At 66.8% G+C, this 25,147-nt stretch carries 18 protein-coding genes; 10 read left to right on the top strand and 8 right to left on the bottom strand.

Features of this window, described 5'->3' with window-relative positions; genetic code table 11:
• Window positions 1-2: 2 nt before the first annotated feature.
• Window positions 3-1,277 carry a flagellar hook-length control protein FliK gene (locus D579_RS0106140; RefSeq protein WP_018951422.1) on the bottom strand — a complete coding sequence of 425 codons (1,275 nt, stop codon included), beginning with the start codon at window positions 1,275-1,277 and terminating at the stop codon, window positions 3-5.
• A 119-nt stretch (window positions 1,278-1,396) separates the two neighbouring features.
• On the opposite strand from D579_RS0106140, the gene D579_RS0106145 reads away from it, so the two are divergent.
• Window positions 1,397-1,888, top strand: coding sequence for a low molecular weight protein-tyrosine-phosphatase (locus D579_RS0106145; protein WP_038039593.1), 492 nt, complete (start codon window positions 1,397-1,399; stop codon window positions 1,886-1,888).
• A gap of 197 nt (window positions 1,889-2,085) precedes the next feature.
• Here the strand turns inward: D579_RS0106145 and D579_RS0106150 are convergent, their stop codons facing one another.
• Window positions 2,086-5,103, bottom strand: coding sequence for an Rne/Rng family ribonuclease (locus D579_RS0106150; RefSeq protein ID WP_018951423.1), 3,018 nt, complete (start codon window positions 5,101-5,103; stop codon window positions 2,086-2,088).
• 435 nt (window positions 5,104-5,538) lie between these two features.
• Here D579_RS0106150 and D579_RS0106155 point away from each other — a divergent pair, with 435 nt between their 5' ends.
• Genes D579_RS0106155 through D579_RS0106165 form a run of 3 tightly spaced genes read left to right on the top strand, consistent with a single transcriptional unit; the run spans window position 5,539 to window position 8,190 of the window.
• On the top strand, window positions 5,539-6,519 hold the full coding sequence (locus D579_RS0106155) for an RluA family pseudouridine synthase (RefSeq protein WP_018951424.1): 981 nt from the start codon (window positions 5,539-5,541) through the stop codon (window positions 6,517-6,519).
• Window positions 6,516-7,211, top strand: a complete 696-nt coding sequence (locus D579_RS0106160; protein ID WP_018951425.1) for an HAD family hydrolase — start codon at window positions 6,516-6,518, stop codon at window positions 7,209-7,211. The genes D579_RS0106155 and D579_RS0106160 overlap by 4 nt, the downstream gene beginning before the upstream one ends.
• Before the next feature lie 13 nt (window positions 7,212-7,224).
• Window positions 7,225-8,190 (top strand): S49 family peptidase, encoded by a 966-nt coding sequence (locus tag D579_RS0106165; RefSeq protein WP_018937615.1) that lies wholly within the window; start codon window positions 7,225-7,227, stop codon window positions 8,188-8,190.
• A gap of 30 nt (window positions 8,191-8,220) precedes the next feature.
• Here D579_RS0106165 and D579_RS0106170 read toward each other — a convergent pair whose 3' ends face one another.
• The 5 genes from D579_RS0106170 to D579_RS0106190 form a co-directional block, all read right to left on the bottom strand.
• Window positions 8,221-8,898 carry a CsiV family protein gene (locus tag D579_RS0106170; protein WP_018951426.1) on the bottom strand — a complete coding sequence of 226 codons (678 nt, stop codon included), beginning with the start codon at window positions 8,896-8,898 and terminating at the stop codon, window positions 8,221-8,223.
• Window positions 8,899-12,369, bottom strand: coding sequence for a transcription-repair coupling factor (mfd, locus tag D579_RS0106175; RefSeq protein WP_018951427.1), 3,471 nt, complete (start codon window positions 12,367-12,369; stop codon window positions 8,899-8,901).
• Between the two features lie 202 nt (window positions 12,370-12,571).
• Entirely contained in the window at window positions 12,572-13,468 is an 897-nt protein-coding gene (locus tag D579_RS0106180; RefSeq protein ID WP_018937612.1) for a carbon-nitrogen hydrolase, read from the bottom strand.
• A gap of 22 nt (window positions 13,469-13,490) precedes the next feature.
• Window positions 13,491-14,564, bottom strand: coding sequence for an agmatine/peptidylarginine deiminase (locus D579_RS0106185; protein WP_018937611.1), 1,074 nt, complete (start codon window positions 14,562-14,564; stop codon window positions 13,491-13,493).
• Entirely contained in the window at window positions 14,561-14,926 is a 366-nt protein-coding gene (locus D579_RS0106190; protein WP_038038137.1) for a hypothetical protein, read from the bottom strand. Before D579_RS0106190 ends, D579_RS0106185 begins: the two co-directional genes overlap by 4 nt.
• Window positions 14,927-15,037: 111 nt before the next feature.
• Here D579_RS0106190 and D579_RS0106195 point away from each other — a divergent pair, with 111 nt between their 5' ends.
• Together D579_RS0106195 and D579_RS0106200 are read left to right on the top strand one after the other, a co-directional pair.
• Window positions 15,038-16,288, top strand: coding sequence for a lipoprotein-releasing ABC transporter permease subunit (locus D579_RS0106195; RefSeq protein ID WP_018937609.1), 1,251 nt, complete (start codon window positions 15,038-15,040; stop codon window positions 16,286-16,288).
• Window positions 16,281-17,003 carry an ABC transporter ATP-binding protein gene (locus D579_RS0106200; protein WP_018951429.1) on the top strand — a complete coding sequence of 241 codons (723 nt, stop codon included), beginning with the start codon at window positions 16,281-16,283 and terminating at the stop codon, window positions 17,001-17,003. Before D579_RS0106195 ends, D579_RS0106200 begins: the two co-directional genes overlap by 8 nt.
• Window positions 17,004-17,064: 61 nt before the next feature.
• Here D579_RS0106200 and D579_RS0106205 read toward each other — a convergent pair whose 3' ends face one another.
• Window positions 17,065-17,661: a DUF2062 domain-containing protein gene (locus tag D579_RS0106205; RefSeq protein WP_018176817.1), complete on the bottom strand. Its 597-nt coding sequence runs from the start codon at window positions 17,659-17,661 to the stop codon at window positions 17,065-17,067.
• A 215-nt stretch (window positions 17,662-17,876) separates the two neighbouring features.
• Between D579_RS0106205 and D579_RS0106210 the strand changes: the two genes are divergently transcribed.
• From D579_RS0106210 to serC, 4 genes are all read left to right on the top strand, one after another.
• Entirely contained in the window at window positions 17,877-20,180 is a 2,304-nt protein-coding gene (locus D579_RS0106210) for a DNA internalization-related competence protein ComEC/Rec2 (protein WP_018951430.1), read from the top strand.
• A gap of 9 nt (window positions 20,181-20,189) precedes the next feature.
• On the top strand, window positions 20,190-21,266 hold the full coding sequence (gene mtnA, locus D579_RS0106215) for an S-methyl-5-thioribose-1-phosphate isomerase (protein WP_018951431.1): 1,077 nt from the start codon (window positions 20,190-20,192) through the stop codon (window positions 21,264-21,266).
• A 142-nt stretch (window positions 21,267-21,408) separates the two neighbouring features.
• Window positions 21,409-24,036, top strand: a complete 2,628-nt coding sequence (gyrA, locus tag D579_RS0106220) for a DNA gyrase subunit A (RefSeq protein WP_018951432.1) — start codon at window positions 21,409-21,411, stop codon at window positions 24,034-24,036.
• Complete coding sequence (serC, locus tag D579_RS0106225; protein WP_018937605.1) at window positions 24,033-25,112, top strand: 3-phosphoserine/phosphohydroxythreonine transaminase; 1,080 nt, start codon at window positions 24,033-24,035, stop codon at window positions 25,110-25,112. The genes gyrA and serC overlap by 4 nt, the downstream gene beginning before the upstream one ends.
• The last annotated feature ends 35 nt before the right edge of the window (window positions 25,113-25,147 follow it).

Below are 25,147 nucleotides of genomic sequence, written 5' to 3' on the forward strand. Positions count from 1 at the left end.
GCTCAGGCCTGTTCGTCCAGCATGCGATGCGAATTCGTGGGGCGCGGGTCCGTATCGACCTCGCCCTGACGTACCGAAAGCCCCGTCACCGTCAGGTCGCGCTCGCCCAGCCGATCGCGGAGATAAGCCATTTCGCTGCGCAGTCGAGTGACAGTATCGGCCTCGGGTGCGGTGAAGTGCACGCTGACGCCCCCATTGCGCGATGCCAGGGCGATCCGCGTCGGGCCGAGGTCACCGATATCCAGCGTCAACACAATCGACCAGGGCGCTTCGGCTTCGTCGTCGCTTCCGCCTTCGCGGTGGATCTCGCCGAAAACGCCGTGGATACCCTGCTCGCTGCGTAGCGGAAGTTCGAATAACCAGCGACTGTTGCCGGGCTCGTCACTTGCGAAGGACTGTAGCGACTGGAGCTGGAGCGACGTGACACGTTTCAGGAGCCCCTCCAGAAGTCCGGACAGGGCGGCCGGGGCAGGGGGAGCCGAGGCGGTGGCGGGGGGTGCTTGCGCTGCAGGGCGTGCGTCCGCCGCTTGGCGAACCTGGTCTGCGGCACGCAGCAGCTGGGCCTTGAGATCTGCCGCGAATGGATGCATCGGGCCTTGACCGCGTCCGGCATGCCCCAGCATGGCCTCCATCCAGAGTCCCGATTGCTGGACGTGCTGGCGCAGGGTCTCGGGCTGTGCCAGTTGGGCCGGGGTGGGCAGGAGCTCCAGGATACGGTGCAGTGCGGGTGCGGCCTTGGCCCCGGCGATGGCGCTCGTGGCTGGCGCCCCGGTCCCGGAGGGCTGGGTCAGCAGGCCATGCAGAGCCGGCCCCAGTGGGCGAGCCCCGGGGAGCTGCAGACGCAGTTCTTGTCCCAGCCACTGCTGGGCCGGGTTGGGCGCTGAGCCGCTACTGGCGGGGCGGGGTGCGGCGCGATCCATGGTCAGGGGGAGCAGGCGGACCTCCAGGCGTGGCTCGGTGCGGGTGATCTCGGCCAGCATGGCGATGCCGGAAGCGCCCGAGCCGGGTCGGTTCAACAAGGCCGTGGGCAATGCGCCGGTCAGCTGGGCGGTGACCACCGTTGCAGGGGGGGAGGGGCGTGTCGCGGTCGATGCGCCGCTGCGCCCCGGGGAGGGTTCGAGACGCAGCCGCACCCCGCGATCGGCAAGTACCTCCAGGACACGAACCTCGATGCGCGTTCCGGTCTGGAGGGATTGTCGCGTTCCGGTGCCCGCCCCACTGGCCACATTGCCGGGGGGTGTCCAGCCGGGAATGCGCGGACCGCCAAGGTCGACCATCAATGGATCTCGTGATGCAAAGCCTCAGCATGGCATACCGGAGGGCGGGGAATGAAACGGCCCGCCCAGGATGCCCGGTTTGTTATCCTGATGCCTTTGGCGATTCGGACTGTGGAGCGATGTCGAAGATACGTGTACTGATGGTTTGCCTGGGTAATATTTGTCGCTCGCCGATGGCCCATGGAGTGTTCGAGGCGCGGGTGCGCGAACACGGACTGAGCGAGGCCATCGAGGTCGATTCGGCCGGAACCGCCGGGTATCACGTGGGGGCGAAGGCGGATAGCCGGGCCCGCCAGGAGGCGCGCTCGCGCGGCTACGATCTGGAACATCTGCGCGCGCGTCGGCTGGAGCCCGAGGATTTCCTGGAGTTCGATTACATCCTGACCATGGACGACGCGAACTACCGCAATGCCGAGCGCATCCGTCCGGCAGATGCGCGGGCGGAGTTGCTGCGGTTTCTGGATTTTGCGCCACAGTTCGGCGAACACGAAGTCCCGGACCCGTACTACGGCGGGGGCGAAGGGTTCGTGCACGTCATGGACCTGGTGGAAGCGGCAGCGGATGGGTTGCTGGAACATATCCGCGATCGCCACACGTTGAAGGCCTCCTGACAGCACTGCCGGGCGAGTGGCGGACCGGGCGCAGGAGTCGCTGCCGGAGTCGACTGGCGCAGGGTCGCGTGCAAGCCGAGCCAAAGGCATCGGTCTGACCCTTCTGGAAAATCATCCATTCGGAATCCCGAGGCCGGAACGACAAAGGGCCCGCCAATAGGCGGGCCCTTTTTGGTTGGACGAGGGACCTCGTCCTGTCAGTCGTCGCCTTTTCGGTTCGGACTTTCGGCGGCCGGTTCCGCTGGCTCGGCAGTGGGCTTGGGCGCGGCAGGTTTGTCGTCTTTCGCCTCCGCAGGCTTTTCTGCTTTTACTTCGTCCGGCCTTGAAGCAGCGGCCCCTTCATCGGTGGGGGTGGCCTCCGCCTTGGTCGCCTTTGGCCGCCGGGTTCTTGGCTTGGGAGCGGTGTCCGGCTGGTCCGTCGGGGTCGCATCGGTCTTGCTCGCGACATCCCCGGCATCGGCTGCGGACTTCTTGGCCCGGGCCGGGCGCTTGGACGGGGCCTTGTCGCTTTGGCCTGTGGCGTCCGCCGTGTCTTGCTTCGCAGCCGGCTCGGCTTTTGGGGTCGGTTCCCGGGAATCGGAAACGGCCGGCTGGCTTTCCGTCGACGTGTTCGGCTCGCTGGAGCCCGGAGTCCCTTCGTCGGCGGAGGTATCTGCAGAGGCCGGGGCTGGCTTGCGGCCGCGACCACCGCGGCTACGCCCCTTGGTGGGTGCGGTGTCCTTGGGGGCACCATCGTCGGGGCTGGCCTTTTCCGGTGGCGGGGTACTCTCGCCACCGTCCTTGGTTGGGGCAGAGGACTCGGGGTTCTGAACTTCTTTGGGCGTCTCAGCCTGCGTCTTTCCGGTGTCGGCCGCGGGGGCTGAGTCCGGGGCGGCCGTATCACTGCCGGATTCCGGAGCGGAACCCTCGTTTGCAGTGTTCTGCGCACCGTCGGTGCCGGCTTCGCCGGCGTTTTCGCCAGAACGTCCACGACCGCCACGACGCCGGCCGCCGCGACGGGAACGGCGGGAACGGGTGCTGCGACCCTTGCTGCCGTCATCCTCGTCCGACTTCTCCGGTCCGTTACCCGCAGGAGTGTCCGCGGCTACGCTCGTGGCGGTCTCGTCCTTGTCCCGTGCTGGCTTCTCGGCCGGCTTTTCGGCCGGTTTCGAGTCTGCGGACTTCTCGGCTCCCCTGTTGTCAGGCGTCCGGCCTTCGGCGGCTTGTTTCGGCGATTCGTTGCTCGTGCCCTTCGCGGCATCGGCATCTTTCTTGCCGCCACGACGGGAACGGCCCTTGGCACCATCGGGCTTGGTGCCATTGCCCTTGGCACTATCCGTCTTGTCGGGTGCGCCCTTCTTGCCCTTGTCGGTGTCGTCACGCTTGTCGCCGGTATTGCGGCCGCCGTTGTCGGCCTTTTTCCGACTGCCCCCGCGGCCGCTGCCCTTGCCGCCGCGGTTGCTTTCGCCGGCGCGCCCGCGACCTCCGCCCTTGCGGCTGTCTTCCTGATCATCTTCCGGTCCGTCCGCCGGACGCGCGTTGGGGAACAGCGAGGACCAGATGCGTGTGAAGAATCCGGGCTTCGCTACCGGCTGTGACGTCTCCGGTGCGGAGGGCGCGCTGTCGCTGACCGGGGCCGGCCCGGTCATCTTGACGCCCTGGACCAGCGGCTTCTCGACCTTGCTGCGGCGCTCCTGATGCGGATCGCTCTCGTCCTCGGTGGTCTCCACCAGTTCGTGCGAGCCGCGGTCGCTGATCGTCTCTTCGCGTTCGTCGCCGCGCACGCGGCGGACCTCGAAGCGTGGGGTGAGGTACTGCGGATTGGGGATGATGCTGATGTCGACCTTGTGGCGATCCTCGATGTCGTTGATCGATTCGCGTTTCTCGTTCAGCAGGAAGGTGCCCACGTCGACCGGGACCTGACCCATCACCAGACCAGTGCGGTCCTTCATCGCCTCTTCCTCGATCAATCGCAGGATCGACAGGGCGAGGGATTCCACGCTACGGATCTGGCCGTGACCCTGGCAGCGCGGGCAGGTGTTCTGGCTGGATTCCCCCAGCGACGAACGCAGGCGCTGGCGCGACATCTCCAGCAGGCCGAAGCGGCTGATGCGCCCGACCTGGACCCGGGCACGATCCATCTCCAGCGCTTCGCGCAGGCGGTTTTCGACCTCCCGCTGGTGCTTGTTGGCGTTCATGTCGATGAAATCGATCACGATCAGGCCGCCCAGGTCGCGGATGCGCAACTGGCGCGCGACTTCTTCCGCCGCCTCCAGGTTGGTGTGGAAGGCGGTCTCCTCGATGTCGCCACCCTTGGTCGAGCGCGCAGAGTTGACGTCGATGGAGATCAGGGCTTCGGTGTGGTCGATGACCAGCGCACCGCCGGAGGGCAGGGTGACGTCGCGGTCGAATGCGCTCTCGATCTGGCTCTCGATCTGGTAACGATTGAACAGCGGGACCGGGTCGTCGTAGCGCTTGAGCTTGCGCAGGCTGTTGGGCATGACCAGACGAACGAATTCCTCGGCCTGCTGGTACACGTCGTTGTCATCGATGATGACCTCGCCGACGTCGTTGCGCATGTGGTCGCGCAGGGCGCGGATGATGACGTTGCTTTCCTGGTGGATCAGCGCCGGGGTCTTGGCCTTTTCCGCCGCTTCGGTGACCGCCGCCCACAGGGCAGTCATGTAATCCAGATCCCACTGGAGCTCTTCGGTGGTACGCCCGACGCCCGCGGTCCGGGCGATTACGCCCATGCCGTCCGGCATCGTCAGTCCGGAGAGTGCGTCACGCAGGGAGGCGCGGTCTTCGCCCTCGATGCGGCGCGAGACTCCGCCGGCTTTCGGGTTGTTGGGCATCAGGACCAGATAGCGGCCGGCCAGGCTGATGTAGGTAGTCAGCGCGGCACCCTTGTTGCCGCGCTCTTCCTTTTCTACCTGGACGAGGAGTTCCGTGCCTTCCTTCAGGAAGTCGCGGATTGGCTTGTCGCTGTCGGCAGGGGCGCCAACCGCGGAATGAGCGATTTCCTTGAACGGGAGGAAGCCGTGGCGATCAGCACCAAAGTTGACGAACGCGGCCTCCAGGCTCGGTTCGACGCGGGTGATCTTGGCCTTGTAGATGTTCGCCTTTTTGCGTTCGCGCGAAGGCAGTTCGATATCCAGGTCGTACAGCCGCTGGCCGTCGACCATGGCGACCCGCAACTCTTCCGGCTGCGTGGCATTGATCAGGATGCGTTTCATGCATTGGACTCGGTAGGGCGTCCTGGCGTCCGGCGGGGAAGATCGGGGTCCGGGGTGCGGCGATCGAGCGGCGGCACGGCAACGCTTGCGCACGCGTGCTCGCAGCGGCGGCGCGTAGCACAAGCCAACGCGCCAGCCAGGTGTTCACCAGCAACCACGGGATCAGTCGCCTGCGGGAGGCGTAGCCGGGGAGGCAGGACTGGGTTAGAAGAAATAGCGTCACAGTGTCGCTTTGTGGCGATGGCCCTTCGACCGGAGGCTGCGTTCAGCCTGTGGATCGAAGCGGCGGGTGATTCGAGGCGCGTTGCAGGCGTAGCACAGCAACGTACCGTGGGCCAATGTAGGGCATAACCCCCCGTCCGGGCAAGTTTTTCCGCCCGCAAGGGGGATGGGTACAGTAGCCCGGTGAGCGCAGCTCCGGTAGCATCCCGCGCCATGAAAGCAACGCGCGAACCCTCCGGCCCACGTACCTTCCAGGTCACCGAGCGTGGTGACGGTCAGCGGCTCGACAACTTCCTGCTGCGCGAACTGAAGGGCGTGCCCAAGGGCCTGATCTACCGCCTGGTCCGTCAGGGTGCCGTGCGGGTGGATGGGCGCCGGGCCAAGGCACACAAGCGCCTGGCGGTCGGCAACGAGGTCCGGGTGCCGGATCTGGATCGACCGGAGGCGGCCAGCAGCGAGATCCCGCCGAAGGTACTGGACCGGTTGCGGCGGGCGATTATCCACGAGGATGACGATGTGCTGGTGCTGGACAAGCCATCCGGCCTGGCGGTGCACGGCGGGAGCGGGCTGGCGTTTGGCATTATCGAGGCGATGCGCCAGTTACGGCCGGATATCGAGCTGGAACTGGGGCACCGCCTGGATCGCGAGACCAGTGGCTGCCTGCTGCTGGCCAAGCGCCGCTCGGCGCTGCAAGAATTCCATGCCGCGTTGCGTGAAGGGCGGGTCGAGAAGCGCTACCTGGCGCTGCTGGTGGGGCAGTTCGCGGGCGGACAGACCATCGAATGCGATGCCCCGGTCGCCAGTGGCCGACAGGAAGACGGCCGCCGCCGGATGCGTGCGGGCGAGACCGACAGCGACGGACCGCGGGCACGGGAAGCCCGGAGCGTCTTTGTGCCGCTGGAGGCGCACGGTGCCTTCCAGTTGGCGGAGGTGAAGATCGGGACCGGACGCACGCACCAGATTCGCGTCCACGGTCAGTCGATCGGCCATCCGGTGGGGGGCGATCACGACTACGGCTTGCCGGATGCCAATCGCAGCCTGCGGCGCCATGGGCTGACACGGCTGTTCCTGCACGCACAGGCACTGGCATACCAGTCGGCGGACGGCGAGCGACATATCTTCTCCGCCCCGTTGCCGGACGAGCTGACCGCGGTGCTCGCGAGCCTGGATGCCGGAGGCGAGGACGACGCATGATGACCCCGTTGCTGCCACCGGAGGAGGGCGACCTGCGCCTGGTTGTGTTTGACTGGGATGGAACGCTGATGGACTCGCCTCGCCGGATCGTGCACTGCCTGCAGCGTGCGGCGAAGGATACCGGTGCCCCGGTGCGGGACGAGGCGACGCTGCGCAATATTATCGGGCTCGGGGTTCAGGCAGCGGTCCGCGAGCTCTACCCGGACGCCGATGATGCCTTCGTGCAGCACTTTTCCGACACCTATCGCGAGTGTTATCTGGCGGCTGACGATGCCCCGGAGACCCCGCTGTTCGCCGGCGTGAGCGATCTGCTCGACTGGCTGGATGCGCGCGAGATCCTGCTGGCCGTGGCGACCAGCAAATCGCGACGGGGACTGGACCAGGCCCTGGAGGCGACCGGTCTGGGCAGGTACTTCGTGGCAACTGCCACGGGCGACGAATACCCGTCGAAGCCGAATCCGACGATGCTCCAGTCCGTGATGGGACGCACGGGGGTGGAACCGGCCCGGACGCGCATGGTCGGTGATAGCGTTTATGATCTCGAAATGGCGCGGCATGCAGGAGTACCGGCCGTGGCTGTCACCCACGGGGTGCATTCGCCGGAACGCCTGAGTGACGAATCCCCCCTGGCCTTGCAGCCGGATCTGGAATCGCTGCTTGAGGCGTTCCGGCGGGCTGAAGGTACAACTTAGAAAAGGAATCACGATGGGCTGGGCGAACGAGAACAAACCGGGCTGGGAACGCGAAGCCCTGGAGAACCTGGTCCAGGCACAGGTGATCGAACAACGCCGGGCCCGACGCTGGGGCATCTTCTTCAAGCTGTTGTTCTTCTTCTACCTGGTCGCGCTGCTGATCCTGGTGCGCGGCGGCGATCTGGGGCTTTCGGGGATGTTCGAGAGCGAACGCGAGCCCGCCGAACACGTTGCCGTGGTCGAAGTCGAGGGGCTGATTGCCTCCAGCGCGGCGGCCAATGCCGAGGACATCTCCAAGGTGCTGAAAGAGGCCTTCGAGGCGGATGGCACCCAGGCGGTAATGCTGCGTATCAACAGCGGGGGCGGAAGCCCGGTGCAGGCCGCCAACGTGCACGACGAGATCCTGCGGCTAAAGGAGAAGCACGCGGATATCCCCGTGTATGCGGTCATTGGGGATGTGGGCGCCTCGGCGGCCTATTACATCGCGGTGGCGGCGGACGAGATCTATGCCAGCCAGGCCAGCATGGTGGGTTCGATCGGCGTGCGCATGGACAGCTTCGGGCTCGTGGATCTGATCGACAATATCGGTGTGGAACGACGGCTGTTTACCGCCGGCGAGAACAAGGGGTTCCTGGACCCGTTCCTGCCGTTGGACGATGACCATGTGAATCACCTCGACGGGGTGCTGCAGGGCGTGCACGAGCAGTTCGTGGAGGTGGTGCGTGCCGGTCGTGGCGATCGCCTGGTCGAACACGACGATCTGTTCAACGGCCTGATCTGGACGGGCGATCGATCGGTGGAGCTCGGCCTGATCGATGGCATCGGCACGGACCGCAGCGTGGCGCGCGACGTGATCGGTGTGGAGAAGATGGTGGAGTTCAAGCCGCGGCGCAGCGCGCTGCAGTTGCTGTTCGAAGACCTCGGCATGGCGGCCTTCCAGCAATGGATGAGCTGGGAGACCACGCCGCAGTGGCGCTGAGGCGCTCTGGCCGGCCTCCCAGCCTGCGGTTCAGCTGCGATCGATGCGGGTGACGCGGGCGATCATGCCGATCACCGGATGGTCCAGGTAGAACAGTTCGTCGCCGGAGTTCATGCGCTGGCTGCCGCGTACCGTTATCGCGCGCGGCGGCTGGTCCCCCTGCGGTTCCTCGACGTGGTAGATCAGGTCGGTCTCCAGGTGCAGGAATCGCCCCACCCAGATACGCAGCCGGCCCTCCAGCTCGAAGCGTTCGTCCTGTTCCTCCATGAGCGGACGCGGCATCCGGTCGGCCTCGTCGCGCAGAAGATCACGCGTACCGATTCGCCGTCCCTGCTGCACGCGCAGCCAGGGGGCGGAGGCGTGGTCGCGTCCAGTCTGATCCCAGGCCAGGCTCGCCAGGATGCGCCCGGCGCCGGAGTCCTCCACCCGGCGTACCACGCGCTGCAGTTCAAAGCCCCTGCGTGAGTCGCGATAGATCCGCCCGCCCAGTTCGGATTCGCCGAGCATGGCCTCGCGCGGCGCGGCGAGCTCCATCTGCAGCCGACGGCTCTCGTCCGTGCGATGCTCGAAGATCACCAGTTCGATGCGATACTGGCGTCCGGCCTGTGCCAGGGCCGGCCCCGTGGCGCCAGCCAGGGGCAGGGCGGCCAGCCCGCCCAGCAGGCGGCGTCGAAGGGGGTTGTGGGGTTCGGATGGGTCGTTGCGCATTCAGGCGGCCTGTTGTTCGGGGCTGATGGTGTTCAAGAGGCGCAGGACGGCCTGCGCCCGAGCCTCCAGTGTCTCCATCGGCGCAAAGAAGCGGAAGGCCTTCTGGCCATCCAGTTTGTACATTTGCGGATCGGATTGCACCAGCTGGATCAGGGCCGCGATGTCCAGATTGGGACTCGGGCCAAAAACCAGGCGTCCGCCAGCAGGGCCCAGTTCCAGCTTGCGTATCCCGAGCGGGGTCAGCTTCAGCCGCAGACGGGCGGCCTCGAACAGGGCCTTGGCCGGGTCCGGAAGCAGGCCGAAACGGTCCACCAGTTCGACTTCAAGCTCGCGAAGGGCATCGGAGGTCGGTGCGCTGCTGATGCGCTTGTAGAGGATCAGCCGGGTGTGCACGTCGGGTACGTAGTCGCCCGGGAGCAGGGCGGGCAGGCCCAGTTCCACCTCGGTCCCGGTAGCCGCGGGCCCTTCGAGTTCCGGCATATTGCCGGAGCGCAGGGCATTCACGGCGCGGTTGAGCAGGTCGTTGTACATCGAGAATCCGACCTCGTGGATCTGCCCGCTCTGCTCGTCGCCGAGCAGCTCGCCGGCACCCCGAATCTCCAGGTCGTGGCTGGCCAGGGTGAAGCCCACGCCCAGGTCTTCCAGCGATGAGATGGCCTCCAGCCGTTTTTTGGCATCGGCGGACATGGCCTTCTCAGGCGGCGTGATCAGGTAGGCGTAAGCGCGGTGGTGTGAACGCCCGACGCGGCCACGCAACTGGTGCATCTGTGCCAGGCCCAGCTTGTCCGCACGGTTCATTATGATGGTGTTCGCGGTGGGGACGTCGATGCCGGTCTCGATGATGGTGGTGCACACCAGGATGTTGTAGCGCCGGTGATAGAAGTCGAGCATCACCTGTTCCAGTTCGCGCTCACGCATCTGCCCGTGGGCAATGCCGACCCGCGCCCCGGGCAACAGCTCCTGCAGGCCCTGGGCAGTGCGTTCGATGGTGTTGACCTCGTTGTGCACGAAGTACACCTGGCCCCCGCGCCGGATCTCGCGCAGGCAGGCCTCCTGGATGATGGCGTCGTTCCATTCGTTGACGAAGGTCTTGATCGCCAGGCGGTCGCGCGGTGGTGTGGTGATCACCGACAGGTCGCGCAGGCCGGCCAGGGCCATGTTCAGGGTGCGCGGGATCGGTGTGGCGGTCAGCGTGAGCATGTCGACCTCGGCGCGCATCTTCTTCAGCGCCTCCTTGTGGCGCACGCCAAAGCGCTGTTCCTCGTCGACGATCACCAGGCCGAGGTTGGAGAAGTCCAGGTTGGCCTGCAGCAGCTTGTGGGTGCCGATCACGATGTCGACCTTGCCGTCTTTCAGGCCCTCCAGTACGGCGGCCTGCTGCTTGGCGCTGCGAAAGCGTGACAGCGACTCGATGTGGACCGGCCAGTCGGCGAAGCGGTCGGTGAAGTTCTGGTGGTGCTGCTGGGCGAGCAGGGTGGTCGGGACTAGGACCACGACCTGCTTGTTGTTCTGCACCGCGACGAAGGCGGCGCGCATCGCGACCTCGGTCTTGCCGAAGCCCACGTCGCCACAGATCACGCGATCCATGGGTCGGGTGTCGGCCATGTCCGCGAGCACGGCGTCGATGGCCTGTTGCTGATCCAGGGTCTCCTCGAACGGGAACCCGGCGGCGAAGGCGTGATACTCGGCGGTGTCGGTAGCGAAGACCGTGCCCTGTTTCGCCGCGCGCCGGGCATGAATATCGAGCAGTTCGACGGCCACGTCCCGCGCCTTTTCCGCCGCCTTCTTGCGCGCCTTGCCCCATTGCTCGCTGCCGAGCCGGTGCAGGGGGGCGTGCTCGGCATCCGCGCCGGTATACCGGCTGATGAGGTGCAGCGAGGACACGGGGACATAGAGCTTGGCCTCGTCGGCGTACTCGAGCGTCAGGAACTCCGAAGGCTGGCCGTTGAAGTCCAGGGTCTGCAGCCCGAGATAACGGCCGACGCCCTGTTCCTCGTGGACCACCGGTGCACCGATGGTCAGGTCGCTGAGGTTCTGGATGACCGCGTCTGCGTCCCGCGTGGTGCGGTTGCGTCCGCGGGTCTGGCGCGCGCGTTCTCCGAGCAGGGCGGCCTCGGGGGCGACGGCCACACCCTCGGGCAGCACGAAGCCCTCGCCGAGCGCGGCCACGGTGACGTACAGGCCGGGTTCGGCGGTGAGGAAGGCGTCCCAGCCGTCCACGGCATGATGGGGTACGGCCTGGTCCCGCAACAGCGTCAGCAGGGCCTCGCGGCGACCGGCGGATTCCGCGGTCAGGAGCACGCGCTGTTGCCCCTCGACAAAGACCTTCAGGGGCTGGGCTGGATCGTCGCGGCCCTGCTGCATGCCGAGTTCCGGCAGCGCGTCGCAGGCAAATGCGATATCCGCGCCGCGTCCCGCGGGGAGCGGGGCGGCCGGGTCGCCCAAGGCAATGCCGGAGTGCTCGCGCAGTGCGCCGGACAGGCCGTCGACGTCCAGGTAGAGCCGTTCGGGCGGCAGCAGCGGTCGATCATACTGATGGCTGAGCTGTTCGAAGCGGTCATGGATCTCCTGGGCGAACTCCTCGGCCGCCCCGGCGATGTTGCCGACCTGCACCATCTGGACCTCGGGGCAGTAGTCGAACACCGTGTCCATGCCCTCGAAGAACAGCGGCAGGTAGGCCTCGATACCCGGCGGGACCAGGCCCTCGCTGATGTCGCGGTAGATCGGGTGCTTGGCGGGATCGCCTGAGAAATGCGCCCGGTAGCGGGTGCGGAATTCGCTGATGGAGGTATCGTTCAGCGGGAATTCGTGGCTGGGCAGGATCTCCAGTCGCTCGACCTTTTCGGTGGAGCGCTGCGACTCGGGGTCGAAGCGGCGCAGGGAGTCGATCTCGTCATCCAGAAACTCGATGCGCACGGGTTCGTCCGCGCCCATCGGAAACAGGTCGAGGATCTCCCCGCGGGCGGCGAATTCGCCATGGCTGATGACCTGCTGAACGGCGCTGTACCCGGCCTCGGTGAGGTTCTCGCGTAGGGTCATGCGGTCCAGGCGCTGGCCGGTTTGCAGCGAAAGGCCCTGGGTGGTCAGCCAGTCGCGCGGCGGCAGGCGCTGCATCAGGGTCGAGACCGGCATCAACACGATCCCGCGTTCCAGCCCCGGCAGGTGGTACAGCGTGCGCAGGCGTTCGGAGATGATGTCCTCGTGCGGGGAGAAGACATCGAACGGCAGGGTCTCCCAGTCCGGCAGGCGCAGCAGCGGCAGGTCGTGGTCGCCGGCGAAGAACTCCCACTCTTCCTGCCAGCGGTCGGCCGCCTCGTTGGATTCCGTGATCACCAGAAGTGGCCGGGCGAACTCGCCGGCGTTCCGCGAAAGTGCGAGCGTCGCCGCCGAGGCATTGAGCCCCGACCACACCTCGAATCCGGAGCCGGGGAGGCGGCCGGGATGGAGCGGATTGCGCCGTTGTTCGGACATGGGCCTGTTGTTCGGTCGGGGGGCGGAAAGGGCCGCGATTATACGGATTCCGCCTGATGGGTGCGCGTGAGCCAGAGGCCGCCCTGACGAATCGGTTTGTGCCGTGTGCGGGTCAAGGGTGTTTTTGCGGCGGATGGCATGGAGGTCACGGAGAAGGCCGGGGATTACCTGGGGCGGATCGCGCTAGTGGGCGTTGATCACCTCAGGTGGGATCGATGTAGCGTTGCAGGATCGGGCCGTAGGCATCGATGCGGCGATCGCGGAGAAAAGGCCACTGGCGGCGTACCGCCTCGGTCCGGCCGCGATCCAGCTCGACGGTGAGGATCTCCGGCTGCGCTTCGCCGGCGCGGGCCAGGATCTCGCCCTGGGGCCCCGCGACGAAGCTTGTGCCCCAGAAGTTCGCCCCGGGCGCGTGTCCGGAGGGGTCCGGTTCGTGCCCCGTGCGGTTGCAGGCGATCACCGGCAGGTTGTTGGCAACGGCGTGGCCGCGCTGGACGGTCATCCATGCATCCTGCTGCCGGGCCTGTTCCTCGGGCGTGTCCTGCGGGTCCCAGCCAATGGCGGTGGGATAGATCAGTAGCTCGGCGCCGGACAACGCCATGATGCGGGCGGCCTCCGGGTACCACTGGTCCCAGCAGACCAGGACCCCGAGGCGACCGACCGATGTGTCGATGGGGACGAAGCCGGTGTCCCCCGGGGTGAAATAGTACTTCTCGTAATAGCCGGGATCGTCCGGGATGTGCATCTTGCGGTAGGTGCCGACCGGGCGGCCGTCGGTCTCGAAGACCACCGCGGTGTTGTGATAGAGCCCGGGGGCGCGACGTTCGAACAGGGAGCCGACCAGGACCACGCCGTTGTCCCGTGCCATTGCGCCCAGGCGCTCGCAGCTCGGGCCGGGGATCGCCTCGGCGCGATCGAAGGTGGCGAGGTCCTCGGTCTGGCAGAAGTAGGGGCCGGTGTGCAACTCGGCCAATACGACCAGGCGGGCACCATTCGCGGCGGCCTCGGCGACCGCGGCCGCGGTGGCGTCGAGATTGGCCTCGACGCTCCCGGCGTCGCGGTGCTGGATCAGGGCGACGGACAATGGGTCGTTGGGCATGGCGGGTGCTCGGTGCAGAAGGTTATTCCTGCGGGATGCCGAGGGCAGCCGCAGGGTATTGCATGGTCAGGCAGTGCAGGCTGCCCCCCTGGCGAATGATCGCCCGGCAGTCGATCTCCACGATCTCGCGTCCCGGGAAGGCCCCGGCGAGCCGGTCGCGGGCGACGGCATCGGCGGGGTCATCGTAGACCGGCAGGAGCACCGCACCGTTCAGAATCAGGAAGTTCGCATAGGTGGCAGCCAGCCGTCGGCCGTCCTCGACGATGGGGGCCGGCCAAGGGAGCGGAATCAGGCGGTAGGGCTCTCCGGAGGTCTGGCGCAGGGCCCGGAGTTCCTGTTCCATCGCTTGCAGTTCGGGGTGATGGGGGTCCTGCGGATCGTCGCACTGGACGTAGGCGATCGTATCGCGGGCGCAGAAGCGGGCCAGCGTGTCGATATGGGCATCCGTGTCGTCGCCCTCCAGCTGCCCGTGTTCCAGCCAGAGGATCCGTTCGGCACCCAGCCATTCGCCGAGGCGCTGTTCCAGCCCGGTGCGATCCAGATCGGGGTTGCGGGTGCTGGAGAGCAGGCAGCGCGTTGTAGTGAGCAGTGTGCCGGCGCCGTCGGATTCGATCGACCCGCCTTCGAGGATCAGCCCGGTGGGTTCCGGTACACAGCTGCCGAATACGCCCTGGCTGGCCAGGGCCCGAGTGATCGCATCGTCCAGATCGGCGGGGTATTTGCCGCCCCAGCCGTTGAAGGTAAAGTCCAGCAGGCGTGGCTGATTGCCGTCGAATACCGTGATGGCGCCATGGTCGCGCGCCCAGGTGTCGTCACTCGAGGCCAGGGCAAACCACAGCCGGTCGGGCCGGATGGCGGTCTCGGTCAGGAAGCCGGAGATCTCCTCGATGTGCTCGGGATCGCGCGCGACGATGATGACCGGTTCGTACTGGCTGATGCTCGCGGCAATGGTGGCAAATACCGGGTGCACCTGATCCAGGACGGGTGCCCAGTCCGTGGCGTCATGCGGCCAGGTCAGCTGGATCGCACCCTGGGGCTCCCACTCGGCGGGGAGGCGGCGTTTGGGCGGCACCGGGGTGGCGTCCCCGGTACTCATGGACGGTCGGAGCGGGATCCGTTGCGCACTGCGCTGTGCAGGACGTACTCGCCCTCGAAGAACACGGAGAAGTCGGCATAGTCCCAGCGTGTGATCGGCGGATCGCCCACGGTGGCGTGGCGTTGTTCCGGCTCGCCGTGCTGGCGAATGACCGCTGACTGGCTCTGACCACGGGTTGGGGCCCCTTCACGTTCCTTTACCGTGAACCCCCCTTCGGGGCTGCGCAGGATGTCGGCCGAGGCGGTGGCCATGGCCCCGGCGAAAAGCGCCAGTACAAGGGCGCTGGCCGCGGTGCGCACGGTGCTGCCCCGGCGTGCGCCGGACTTCAAGGTGGGGTTCGCTGCGTTGCATTTCCCTGGCATGGCCAACTCTCCGTTTGCTGGATGGCTCCATGGTAGCGTCAACCGCGACGCCATGCCTCCCCCGACGCTTCCCCTATAGGCGCGACCCGGTATCTCTGGCATGCTTTCGCGATGTTTCGCCCCCTGACCCTTGCCATCGGCCTGCGCTATACGCGTGCCAAGCGGCGTAACCACTTCATCTCGTTCATCTCGGTGGTGTCGATCATCGGGCTGGTGCTCGGCGTGATGGCGCTGATCACCGTGTTGTCGGTGATGAACGGGTTCGAGCGCGAATTGCGCGAGCGCATCCTGGGGATGGCCTCGCATGCGACCATCGGTGAGGCCAACGGAGGGCTGCGTGACTGGGAGCGCCTGCAGCGCGAGGCGCCGGACATCGATGACCGGGTGGTGGCCGCGGCCCCTTATGTTCAGGGCGAAGCGATGCTGAGTGCGCGCGGGAACATCTCCGGGGCGCTGATCCGCGGTGTGGAGCCGGAGGCGGAGGAACGGGTGGCGCGCATCGGTGAACACATGATCCGGGGCGAGCTGGGGAGCCTGGAGGGCGGTCGCTACCGCGTTGTGCTTGGGCGCGAACTGGCGGCGGAACTGCGTGTGCAGGTTGGCGATTCGATCATCCTGATGGCTCCCCAGGCCTCGGTGTCGCCGGCCGGGGTGATGCCGCGCATGCGGCGCTTCGAGGTGTCCGGCCTGTTCGAGGTCGGCATGTATGAATACGACCGGGGGACTGCCTTCATCCATCTGGAGGATGCCCAGGCGGTGTTCCAGATGGGCGATCAGGTGACCGGGCTGCGGCTGCGGCTGACCGACATGATGCAGGCCGGGGTGATTGCACGCGACGTGGCGGCGCAGCTGGACGGGCTTTTCCGGGTGTCCGACTGGACCCGTCAGCACGCGAATCTGTTCCGCGCCATCCAGATGGAGAAGATGGTGATGTTCATCATCCTCTCGCTGATTGTGGCGGTCGCAGCCTTCAATATCGTCTCGACCCTGATCATGCTGGTGACCGACAAGCAGGGGGATATCGCGATCCTGCGAACGCTCGGGTTGTCGCCCGCAGGCATCATGGTGATCTTCATGGTCCAGGGGGTCGTGATCGGGGCGATCGGCATCCTCCTGGGTACCGCGGCCGGGGTCGCGCTGGCGTCCAATATCGATGTCGTCGTGCCCTTTATCGAGCGGCTGGTGGGCGTCGAATTCCTGTCCGCCGAAGTCTATTACATCAGTGACTTGCCATCTGAACTTAAACTGTCGGATGTTCTACGGGTCGGCATTCTGGGCTTCCTGCTGACGGTCGTGGCCACACTGTTCCCGGCCTGGCGCGCGGCCCGTACCCAGCCGGCGGAGGCGCTGCGCTATGACTGACCACGAGACTCCGGTCCTCGAGGCCTTGGGCGTGGAACGCCGTTTCCGCGACGGCAAGCTGGATGTGGCCGTGCTGACCGGGGTCGATTTCGCCCTGCAGCCGGGGGACCAGACCGCGATCATCGGTGCCTCGGGCAGCGGCAAGAGCACCCTGCTGCACCTGCTCGGTGGTCTGGACCGGCCGACGGCCGGCGAGGTGCGCTTGCTGGGCACGGACTGGACCCGCATGAGCGAGGCGCGGCGCGGGTACCTGCGCAACCAGCATCTGGGGTTCGTTTATCAGTTCCACCACCTGTTGCCGGAACTGACGGCCGCCGAGAATGTGGCCCTGCCACTGCTGATCCGGCGGATGTCCAACCGCAAGGCGCGGGAGGAGGCACGCCACTGGCTGCAGCAGGTGGATCTGGGTCACCGCCTGGAGCACAAGCCTTCGGAGCTCTCCGGTGGCGAGCGTCAGCGGGTCGCGATCGCCCGTGCGTTGGTCACCCGACCCTCGGCCATCCTGGCGGATGAGCCGACCGGGAACCTGGACCAGGAGCGGGCAGCGCAGGTGTTCGAGCTGCTGCGCGCGATGAATCGCTCCACCGGCACCGCGCTGGCCCTGGTTACCCACGACATCACCCTGGCGCGCGAGCTGGACCGCTCGGTGCAGCTGGTCAAGGGACACCTCGAGCCGGAGGTCTTCGACGGCCAATTGGCGGCGGTCCACGAATAGGCCCCCGTGCAGCGCGCATCCGCGCGCCTGGCAGCATCGGACCCTGAACGGGCTCGGTTGATCAGTCCAACGGCGGTTGCTTCTTGTTCGATTTTTCCTCTTCGCTGCGTTCCGCGGCTTCGCGCTCCGCCAGTTCCTTGCGCAGCCGCCGCAGATAACGGCGGCTGCGCACGCGCTGGACCACGTTCAGCCGCCACAGGAAGCGCACGAGCAAATAACCCGACAGGCTCGCGACCGAGCCCAGCAGGACGCTCCCCAGGAGCAGGGGCTGCCAGATGGTCAGTAACTCCGTGCTGAACCACTCCCAGCTCCAGTCCAGGCGGATATCGCGACGGGGTTCGTCCAGAAGCTTGCGCCCGATCGTGTAGGCCGTATACAACATGGGCGGCATGGTGATCGGGTTGGAGATCCAGACCAGGATCACCGAAATCGGCAGATTGACGCGGACGATAATGGCCACGGCCGCCGCGATCAGCATCTGCATGGGCAGTGGCAGGAAGGTCACGAAGAGCCCCACGGCAAACGCACCAGCCACGGAGCGGCGGTTCAGATGCCACAGATCCGGCGACCCCAGACGCGGCCCCAGCGGGGCGAGCGCCTTGTGCCCACGCATGCGCTCCATGCCGGGAAACATCTTCTTGATGATGTGTCTTGCCATGTTCCGGGTTGCCGATGGTGCGCCTGGCGCGGGCTCGCGACCGCGCATGTGGGTTCCATTCTCGCTGATTTGGGCCGGCGAATGCCTGTGTCGCCCGGCACGTGGGTCTTGGGCCACGCAGTGGGCCGGGCGTTCAGGGCCTCAACGTGACCGCTTTCACCCTCGGGCTTCTGGTCACGGCGTGGTGGCTGCACCGGGTACCGGAGCCGCTTCCGATGGCCCCGGGTCTGCTGCTCGCGCTGCTCGTGGTCACCGCGGGCGCCAGCGCCGGCCTGCGACGCTACGGCTACCGGGCCACTGTGCCATGGGCGATGGCGCTGGGTGGGGTGGTCGCCTGGGGGAGCGTCTCCATGACCGCGAACATCTGGCTCGAGGAGGCCTTGGCACCTTCGCTTGCGGGAGAAGAGGTCACCGTTCTTGCCACGGTCACCAGTTTGCCGGAACACACCGGGCATCGCAGCCGGTTTCGGGTCACGGTGGAGGCGGTCATCGCGGGGCCGGAGGCATTCGCTGCCCGTGAGCTCCTGGTGACGGCGTATCCGGCGCGGCCTGAGGTCGAGGCAGGCACACGCGGCCAGATGACCCTGCGCCTGCGCCCGGCCGAAGGGCCCGCGAATCCTGGCGGATTCGATCGCGCGGGGTGGTTTTACCGCGAGGGCCTGCATGGCTCCGCGACGTTGCTTGATCTGGAGTCGATCGGGAACGGAGTGTCGGCCGCACCGGCACGGCCCTGGCGGGCCGACTTGCACCGCGTCCGCGGCTGGCTGCGCGGGCGGCTGGAAGTCGCGGCCCCGGAGTTGCGCCATCCGGGGCTGGTGCAGGCCCTGGTCATTGGCGACCGTCAGGGGATGACCGCGCCGGAATGGCAGGCCTTTCTGCGCACCGGAACCAACCACCTGATGGCGATCTCCGGCTTGCATGTGGGGCTGGTTGCCGGTTTTGTCGGGTTGCTGTCGGGGTTGGTCTGGAGCGGTTTGTTGCCGCTGCAACGGGGTCTGCGGAAGGCGGCCTTCATGGCGCTGGCCGGTCTGGCGGGGGCTGCGGTGTATGCCGCGTTGGCCGGCTTCAGCATCCCGACCCAACGGGCGTTGATCATGCTCGCGGCCTTCATGGCGGCCCTGTTGTGGCGCCGCGAGGCGTTCGCCTGGCGAGGTCTGATGCTGGCCGCGATGGCGGTTGTGCTGTGGCAGCCGACGAGTGTACTGGCCCCCGGTTTCTGGTTTTCGTTTGGCGCGGTCGCGGTCATTCTTCTGTTGTTGCAGGGGCGCTCGGGGCGTCCGGGCTGGCGCGAGGCGGGGAGTATCCAGGTGATGCTGGCACTGGCGATGCTTCCGCTCAGTCTCGCCTGGTTCCAGTTGGGTTCGTGGGTCGCGCCGGTGGCCAACCTGGTGGCAGTGCCCGTGATCAGCCTGCTGGTGCTGCCGGTGTTGCTGGTCGGGGCAGGGCTGGCCGCCTTGTGGGCCCCTTTGGGTCAGCCGTTCCTGCACGCGGGCGACGGCGTACTGGCTCTGCTCGTCGGATTGCTGGATCTCCTGTCCGGATTGCCCGTGCTGGTGGACGAGCGGCGGGTCCCGCTGGCTGCGAGCTTGCTGGGCGGGCTCGCGGTGCTCGTGGCCTTGCAGCCGCGGCTGCGTCTGGGTGCCGTTTGGGTCGTGCTCGCAGGCATGGCGCTGGCCTTGCCCATGCGACCGGATATCGAGCCGGGTGCCGTGCACGTCCTCCTGCTGGATGTCGGGAACGGGCAGTCGGCCTTGCTGCAGACGCGTAACCACAACCTGTTGTTCGATGCGGGTCCCGGGCGTGCGGGTGGCTACAGCGCGGGTGAGCAGATTGTGGTCCCGACCCTTCGGGCCGAAGGGGTGCGCCGGCTGGATCGCATGATCCTCAGCCACGAACACGCCGCGCACGCCGGAGGCAGCGCCGGGGTCCGGGATTCCATACCCGTGGTCGAGACCCTGCGACGGGTGCCGGCAGAGGCCGATGAGCGGGCGTGCGAGGTCGGAGAGCGCTGGGAATGGGACGCGGTGCGATTCGAAGTGCTGCACCCGCCGCCCGGATGGGATGGCAGCGCCTCGGCCTCCTGCGTGCTGGCGGTGGAGACGGCCGGTGGTGTCCGTCTGTTGCTGACGGGCGGGCTCGGAGGACTGGGCGAGGCAGTGCTGATGCGTGATGTGCCGGACGGGCGTGCCAGTGATCTTCTGGTGCTGCCGCGCGGGGCTGGCACGGGCAGCTTGAGCCGGGGCTGGCTGGTGGATGCGCCGCCGCGCATCGCCTGGGCGAGTACCGATGGGCGCGGGCGCGGTCTGGAGGCCGCTGTCCGCGAACGTCTGAAGGCGGCCTGTGTGCCACTGCAGGAGACCGGGCTGCATGGCGTCTTGCGCCTGGAAGCGAACTCGGAGCTGGAGGTGGGGCCCGGTCATCGAGCCCGCCACCGGAGGCTCTGGCAGCCTGCGCCCTTGCCACCCTTGCGCGGGCAGGAGGGTTGCACCCCCACGCCGACGGACGAGACACGCTGGTAGAATAACCGGATGAATCGCGAACATTCCGACACCATCCGTCCCATCCGCTTCCGCGAGGGCGCGCTCCAGTTGCTGGACCAGCGCCGCCTCCCGCAGGAGAGCGTCTGGCAAACCTATCAGGACGCGCCCGCCGTGGCCGTGGCGATCCGCGACATGGTCGTGCGCGGGGCGCCGGCGATCGGCATCACGGCGGCATTCGGTGTGGTGCTGGCTTGTCAGTGCGCGACAGGTCACGACGACTGGCGTGCGCGTGTAGCCGCCGATATCGAGACCCTGCGCGGTTCGCGCCCGACAGCGGTGAATCTGTTCTGGGCGCTGGATCGCATGCAGGCGGTCGTGGCCGCCAGCGAGTCGGTGGATGCTGCCGTGAGCGAGACCCGGGCAGTAGCCGAGCGGATGCTGGAGGCAGACATTGCCGGCAATCGGCAATTGGGCGCCCTGGGTGCGCAATTGATCGAGCCGGGTCGCGGCGTGCTGACCCACTGCAATACGGGTTCGCTGGCAACCGGGGGCTATGGCACCGCGCTCGGTGTGATCCGGGCCGCCTGGGATGCCGGGCGTATCAAGGAGGTGTTTGCCGACGAGACCCGCCCCTGGCTGCAAGGCAGCCGACTGACCGCCTGGGAACTGGTGCACGACGGCATTCCGGTGCAGGTGCTGTGCGAGGGTGCGGCGGCCAGCCTGTTGCGCTCCGGCCGGGTGGGCTGGGTGATCGTCGGGGCGGACCGAATTGCCGCCAACGGCGATACCGCCAACAAGATCGGCACCTATGGCCTGGCGTTGCTGGCGCGGGCCCACGGGGTGCGTTTCATGGTTGCGGCGCCCGTGGCGACCATCGACTTCGAGATGGCAGACGGATCGGGCATCCCCATCGAGCAGCGCGGCGAGGACGAGGTGCTGGCGCTGGCCGGCCAGCGCGTGGCCGCCGACGGTGCGCGGGGATACAACCCGGCCTTTGACGTGACCCCGGCGGACCTGATCGATGCCATCGTCACCGAACGCGGTGTGGTCGAGGCCCCGACGCGGGAGCGCCTGGCCACACTGCGCGAGCCCGCGGCCGCGGAATCCACCACGACCGGGGCCTGACACCCGGGAAAATGGGGCCGGCACCGGCCGCCCTCGGGCCTGAGAGCCTCGGAGAACCGTTTTGAGGGGAGAAAAGGGCGCCCCCAGTGGTTACCCCTGTGGTATCATCGCGAGCTTGTTCAGACGGACGGCGTAACCCTCGATGGCTGAATTTGCCAAGGAAGTTTTTCCGGTCAATCTCGAAGACGAGATGCAGCAGTCTTACCTCGATTATGCGATGAGCGTAATCGTGGGCCGGGCCCTCCCCGATGTCCGTGACGGCCTCAAGCCGGTCCATCGCCGCGTGCTCTACGCGATGCGCGAGCTGGGCAACGACTACAACAAGCCGTACAAGAAGTCGGCGCGTGTGGTCGGTGACGTGATCGGTAAATACCACCCGCATGGCGACTCCGCCGTCTACGACGCCATCGTGCGCATGGCGCAGCCGTTCTCGATGCGCTACATGCTCGCAGACGGGCAGGGTAACTTCGGTTCCATCGACGGCGACTCGCCGGCGGCCATGCGCTACACCGAGGTGCGCATGGCGCGCATCGCGGCCGAGCTGCTGGCCGATATCGAAAAGGAAACGGTCGACTTTACCGACAACTACGACGGCTCCGAGAGCGAGCCGGCCGTGTTGCCGAGCAAGTTTCCCAACCTGCTGGTCAATGGTTCCGCCGGCATCGCGGTGGGGATGGCGACCAATATTCCGCCGCACAACCTGCGCGAGGTCGTCAACGCCTGCGTGGCGCTGATCGATGACCCCGACATCTCCATCGACGGCCTGATGGAACACGTGCCGGCGCCGGATTTCCCCACCGCCGGCATCATCAACGGCATCGATGGCGTGCGCGAGGCCTATCGGACCGGTCGCGGCCGGGTCCTGATCCGGGCACGCTCGCACGTGGAGCCGCTGGAAGGCGGCCAGCGCGAGGCGATTGTCGTCACCGAGCTGCCCTACCAGGTGAACAAGGCGCGTCTGACCGAGAAGATCGCCGAGCTGGTGAAGGAAAAGCGCATGGAGGGCATCTCCGAGCTGCGCGACGAGTCGGACAAGGACGGCATGCGCCTGGTCATCGAGCTCAAGCGTGGCGAGATGGCCGAGGTGGTCCTGAACCACCTCTACATGCACACCCAGATGCAGAATGTCTTCGGCATCAATATGGTCGCGCTGGTAGATGGCCAGCCGAAGGTGCTGGATCTGCGCCAGGTGCTGCGGGCCTTCCTGCGTCATCGCCGCGAGGTGGTGACCCGGCGCACGATCTTTGATCTGCGCAAGGCGCGCGAACGCGCCCACATCCTGGAAGGCCTGGCGATTGCGCTGGCCAATATCGATCCAGTGATCGAACTGATCCGTGCCGCGCCGAACCCGGCCGAGGCCAAGGCCGGGCTGCTGGCGCGCGCCTGGCCGCTGGGCGTGGTCAGCGACATGCTCGATCGCGCCGGGGCCAGTGCTTCGCGTCCCGAGGACATGGCGCCGGAATATGGCGTGAGCGAGGATGGTTATCGGCTGTCGGAGGCCCAGGCCCAGGCGATCCTGGATCTGCGTCTGCACCGCCTCACCGGGCTGGAACAGGACAAGATCCTCGACGAATATCGCGACCTTCTGGAGCTGATCGAAGACCTCCTGGATATCCTCGGTTCGGGCGACCGCCTGCAACAGGAAATCCGCAACGAACTGCTAGGGGTGGCCGAGCAGTTCGGCGACGAACGCCGTAGCGAGATCCGCGCGCGCCAGGCCAACCTGACGCTGGAGGACCTGATTGGCGAGGAAGACGTGGTCGTCACGCTTTCGCACGCCGGCTACGTGAAGTACCAGCCCGTGGCCGACTACCGCGCCCAGCGCCGGGGCGGTCGCGGCAAGGCGGCGACCAGCTTCAAGGAAGAGGATTTCATCGACCGGCTGGTGGTGGCCAATACGCACGACACGATCCTGTGCTTCTCCAGCCGCGGCCGGGTGTACTGGCTGAAGGTTTACGAGCTGCCGCAGGGGTCGCGGGCCGCGCGCGGCAAGCCGATCGTCAATCTGCTTCCGCTGGAAGCGGATGAACGCATCAGCACGATCCTTCCGGTGCGCGAGTACGACCCGGATCACTATGTATTCATGGTGACCGCGCAGGGAACGGTGAAGAAGACCCCGCTGACGGATTTCTCGCGCCGTCGCGCCTCCGGCATCATCGCGGTGGATCTGCGCGAGGGGGATCATCTGGTTGATGTCTCCCTGACCGACGGCACCCTCGACGTGATGCTGGTGACCACGGCCGGCAAGGCCGTGCGTTTCCACGAGAGCGACGTGCGCGCCATGGGGCGGACGGCCTGCGGCGTGCGCGGCGTGCGCATGGAGGATGACCAGCGGGTGATCGCGCTGCTGAATGTCGACGAGGGATCGGCGCTGCTGGCGACCGAACACGGTTACGGCAAGCGCACCCGTTTCGACGAATTCCCGGTGCATCGCCGTGGTGGCCAGGGCGTGATCGCGATCCAGACCGAGGGCCGCAATGGCTTGCTGGTCGGGGCCGCACGGGTGCTGGACGACGACGAGGTCATGCTGATCACCAATGGCGGGACGCTGGTGCGGACACCGATCGACCAGATTCCATTGATCGGTCGCAACACGCAGGGCGTGCGTCTGATCCGTCTCGATGAAGACGAAAACCTGGTCGAGCTCGCCCGGGTCGCCCAGTTGCAAGGCGAGGACGGCGTCGAAGACGATGAAGAGCCCGGTCAATCGGAAATCGGGACGGACCCGGAGACGGGTCCCGAATCCAGTGACGATGGAGAACAGGCATGACGCGAGTGATGAACTTCAGCGCGGGGCCGGCGGCCCTGCCTCAGGCGGTGCTCGAACGGGCGCGTGACGAGCTGCTGGACTTCCGCGGGTCCGGGATGTCCGTGATGGAGATGAGCCACCGCGGCAAGCCCTTCATGGCCGTGGCCGAGAAGGCCGAGCAGGACCTGCGCACGCTGATGGACATCCCCGACAACTACACGGTGTTGTTCCTGCAGGGCGGGGCGACCGGGCAGTTTGCCGCCATCCCGATGAACCTGGCGAATGGCCGGGGTATGGACTACATCGATACCGGGGCCTGGTCCGGCAAGGCCATCAAGGAGGCTCAGAAGTACGGGCCGGTGAATATAGTGGCCAGCTCGCAAGCGAGCGGGTACGACTCGATCCCGGATCGCGCCTCGTGGAACCTGGATCCGAACGCCGCCTACGTGCACTACACCCCGAACGAGACCATCGGCGGGGTCGAGTTTCCGGAAATTCCGGATGTGGGCGACGTACCGCTGGTGGCGGACATGTCCTCCACCATCCTGTCGCGTCCGATCGATGTGTCGAAGTTCGGCGTGATCTATGCCGGGGCGCAGAAGAACATCGGTCCGGCTGGCCTGACCGTGGTGATCGTGCGCAATGACCTGCTGGAGCGCGACAAGGGCAACGTGCCGGCGGTGCTGGACTGGGCGCTGCAGGCCAAGAACGATTCGATGTACAACACCCCGCCGACCTTTGGCTGGTACCTGGCCGGGCTGGTGTTCGAATGGTTGCTGGAGCAGGGCGGCCTGGAGAGCATGGGCAAGACCAACCAGCGCAAGGCCGCCAAGCTGTACCAGTACATCGACAACTCCGCCTTCTATCGCAACCCGGTCGAGCCCACGGCCCGGTCGTGGATGAATGTGCCGTTTATCCTGGCGGACGATTCCCTCGACGGGACGTTCCTCAACGAGGCGGATGCGGCCGGCCTGTCCTCGTTGAAGGGACATCGCTCGGTGGGCGGGATGCGCGCAAGTATCTATAACGCTGTGCCGGAAAGCTCCGTGGATGCCCTGATCGATTTCATGGCGGACTTCGAGAACCGCCACGCCTGATCCTGTCGAATCGTGGTCGCCGGGCGTAACTACCG

Origin of the sequence: Thioalkalivibrio sp. AKL12, assembly GCF_000377925.1 — a bacterium.
GTDB classification, from domain to species: domain Bacteria; phylum Pseudomonadota; class Gammaproteobacteria; order Ectothiorhodospirales; family Ectothiorhodospiraceae; genus Thioalkalivibrio; species Thioalkalivibrio versutus.

Coding starts and splice junctions, on each gene's coding strand:
- D579_RS0106140 (WP_018951422.1), bottom strand. CDS start 1,277: ATGGTCGACCTTGGCGGTCCGCGCATTCCCGGCTGGACACCCCCCGGC.
- D579_RS0106145 (WP_038039593.1), top strand. CDS start 1,397: ATGTCGAAGATACGTGTACTGATGGTTTGCCTGGGTAATATTTGTCGC.
- D579_RS0106150 (WP_018951423.1), bottom strand. CDS start 5,103: ATGAAACGCATCCTGATCAATGCCACGCAGCCGGAAGAGTTGCGGGTC.
- D579_RS0106155 (WP_018951424.1), top strand. CDS start 5,539: ATGAAAGCAACGCGCGAACCCTCCGGCCCACGTACCTTCCAGGTCACC.
- D579_RS0106160 (WP_018951425.1), top strand. CDS start 6,516: ATGATGACCCCGTTGCTGCCACCGGAGGAGGGCGACCTGCGCCTGGTT.
- D579_RS0106165 (WP_018937615.1), top strand. CDS start 7,225: ATGGGCTGGGCGAACGAGAACAAACCGGGCTGGGAACGCGAAGCCCTG.
- D579_RS0106170 (WP_018951426.1), bottom strand. CDS start 8,898: ATGCGCAACGACCCATCCGAACCCCACAACCCCCTTCGACGCCGCCTG.
- mfd (WP_018951427.1), bottom strand. CDS start 12,369: ATGTCCGAACAACGGCGCAATCCGCTCCATCCCGGCCGCCTCCCCGGC.
- D579_RS0106180 (WP_018937612.1), bottom strand. CDS start 13,468: ATGCCCAACGACCCATTGTCCGTCGCCCTGATCCAGCACCGCGACGCC.
- D579_RS0106185 (WP_018937611.1), bottom strand. CDS start 14,564: ATGAGTACCGGGGACGCCACCCCGGTGCCGCCCAAACGCCGCCTCCCC.
- D579_RS0106190 (WP_038038137.1), bottom strand. CDS start 14,926: ATGCCAGGGAAATGCAACGCAGCGAACCCCACCTTGAAGTCCGGCGCA.
- D579_RS0106195 (WP_018937609.1), top strand. CDS start 15,038: ATGTTTCGCCCCCTGACCCTTGCCATCGGCCTGCGCTATACGCGTGCC.
- D579_RS0106200 (WP_018951429.1), top strand. CDS start 16,281: ATGACTGACCACGAGACTCCGGTCCTCGAGGCCTTGGGCGTGGAACGC.
- D579_RS0106205 (WP_018176817.1), bottom strand. CDS start 17,661: ATGGCAAGACACATCATCAAGAAGATGTTTCCCGGCATGGAGCGCATG.
- D579_RS0106210 (WP_018951430.1), top strand. CDS start 17,877: ATGGCCCCGGGTCTGCTGCTCGCGCTGCTCGTGGTCACCGCGGGCGCC.
- mtnA (WP_018951431.1), top strand. CDS start 20,190: ATGAATCGCGAACATTCCGACACCATCCGTCCCATCCGCTTCCGCGAG.
- gyrA (WP_018951432.1), top strand. CDS start 21,409: ATGGCTGAATTTGCCAAGGAAGTTTTTCCGGTCAATCTCGAAGACGAG.
- serC (WP_018937605.1), top strand. CDS start 24,033: ATGACGCGAGTGATGAACTTCAGCGCGGGGCCGGCGGCCCTGCCTCAG.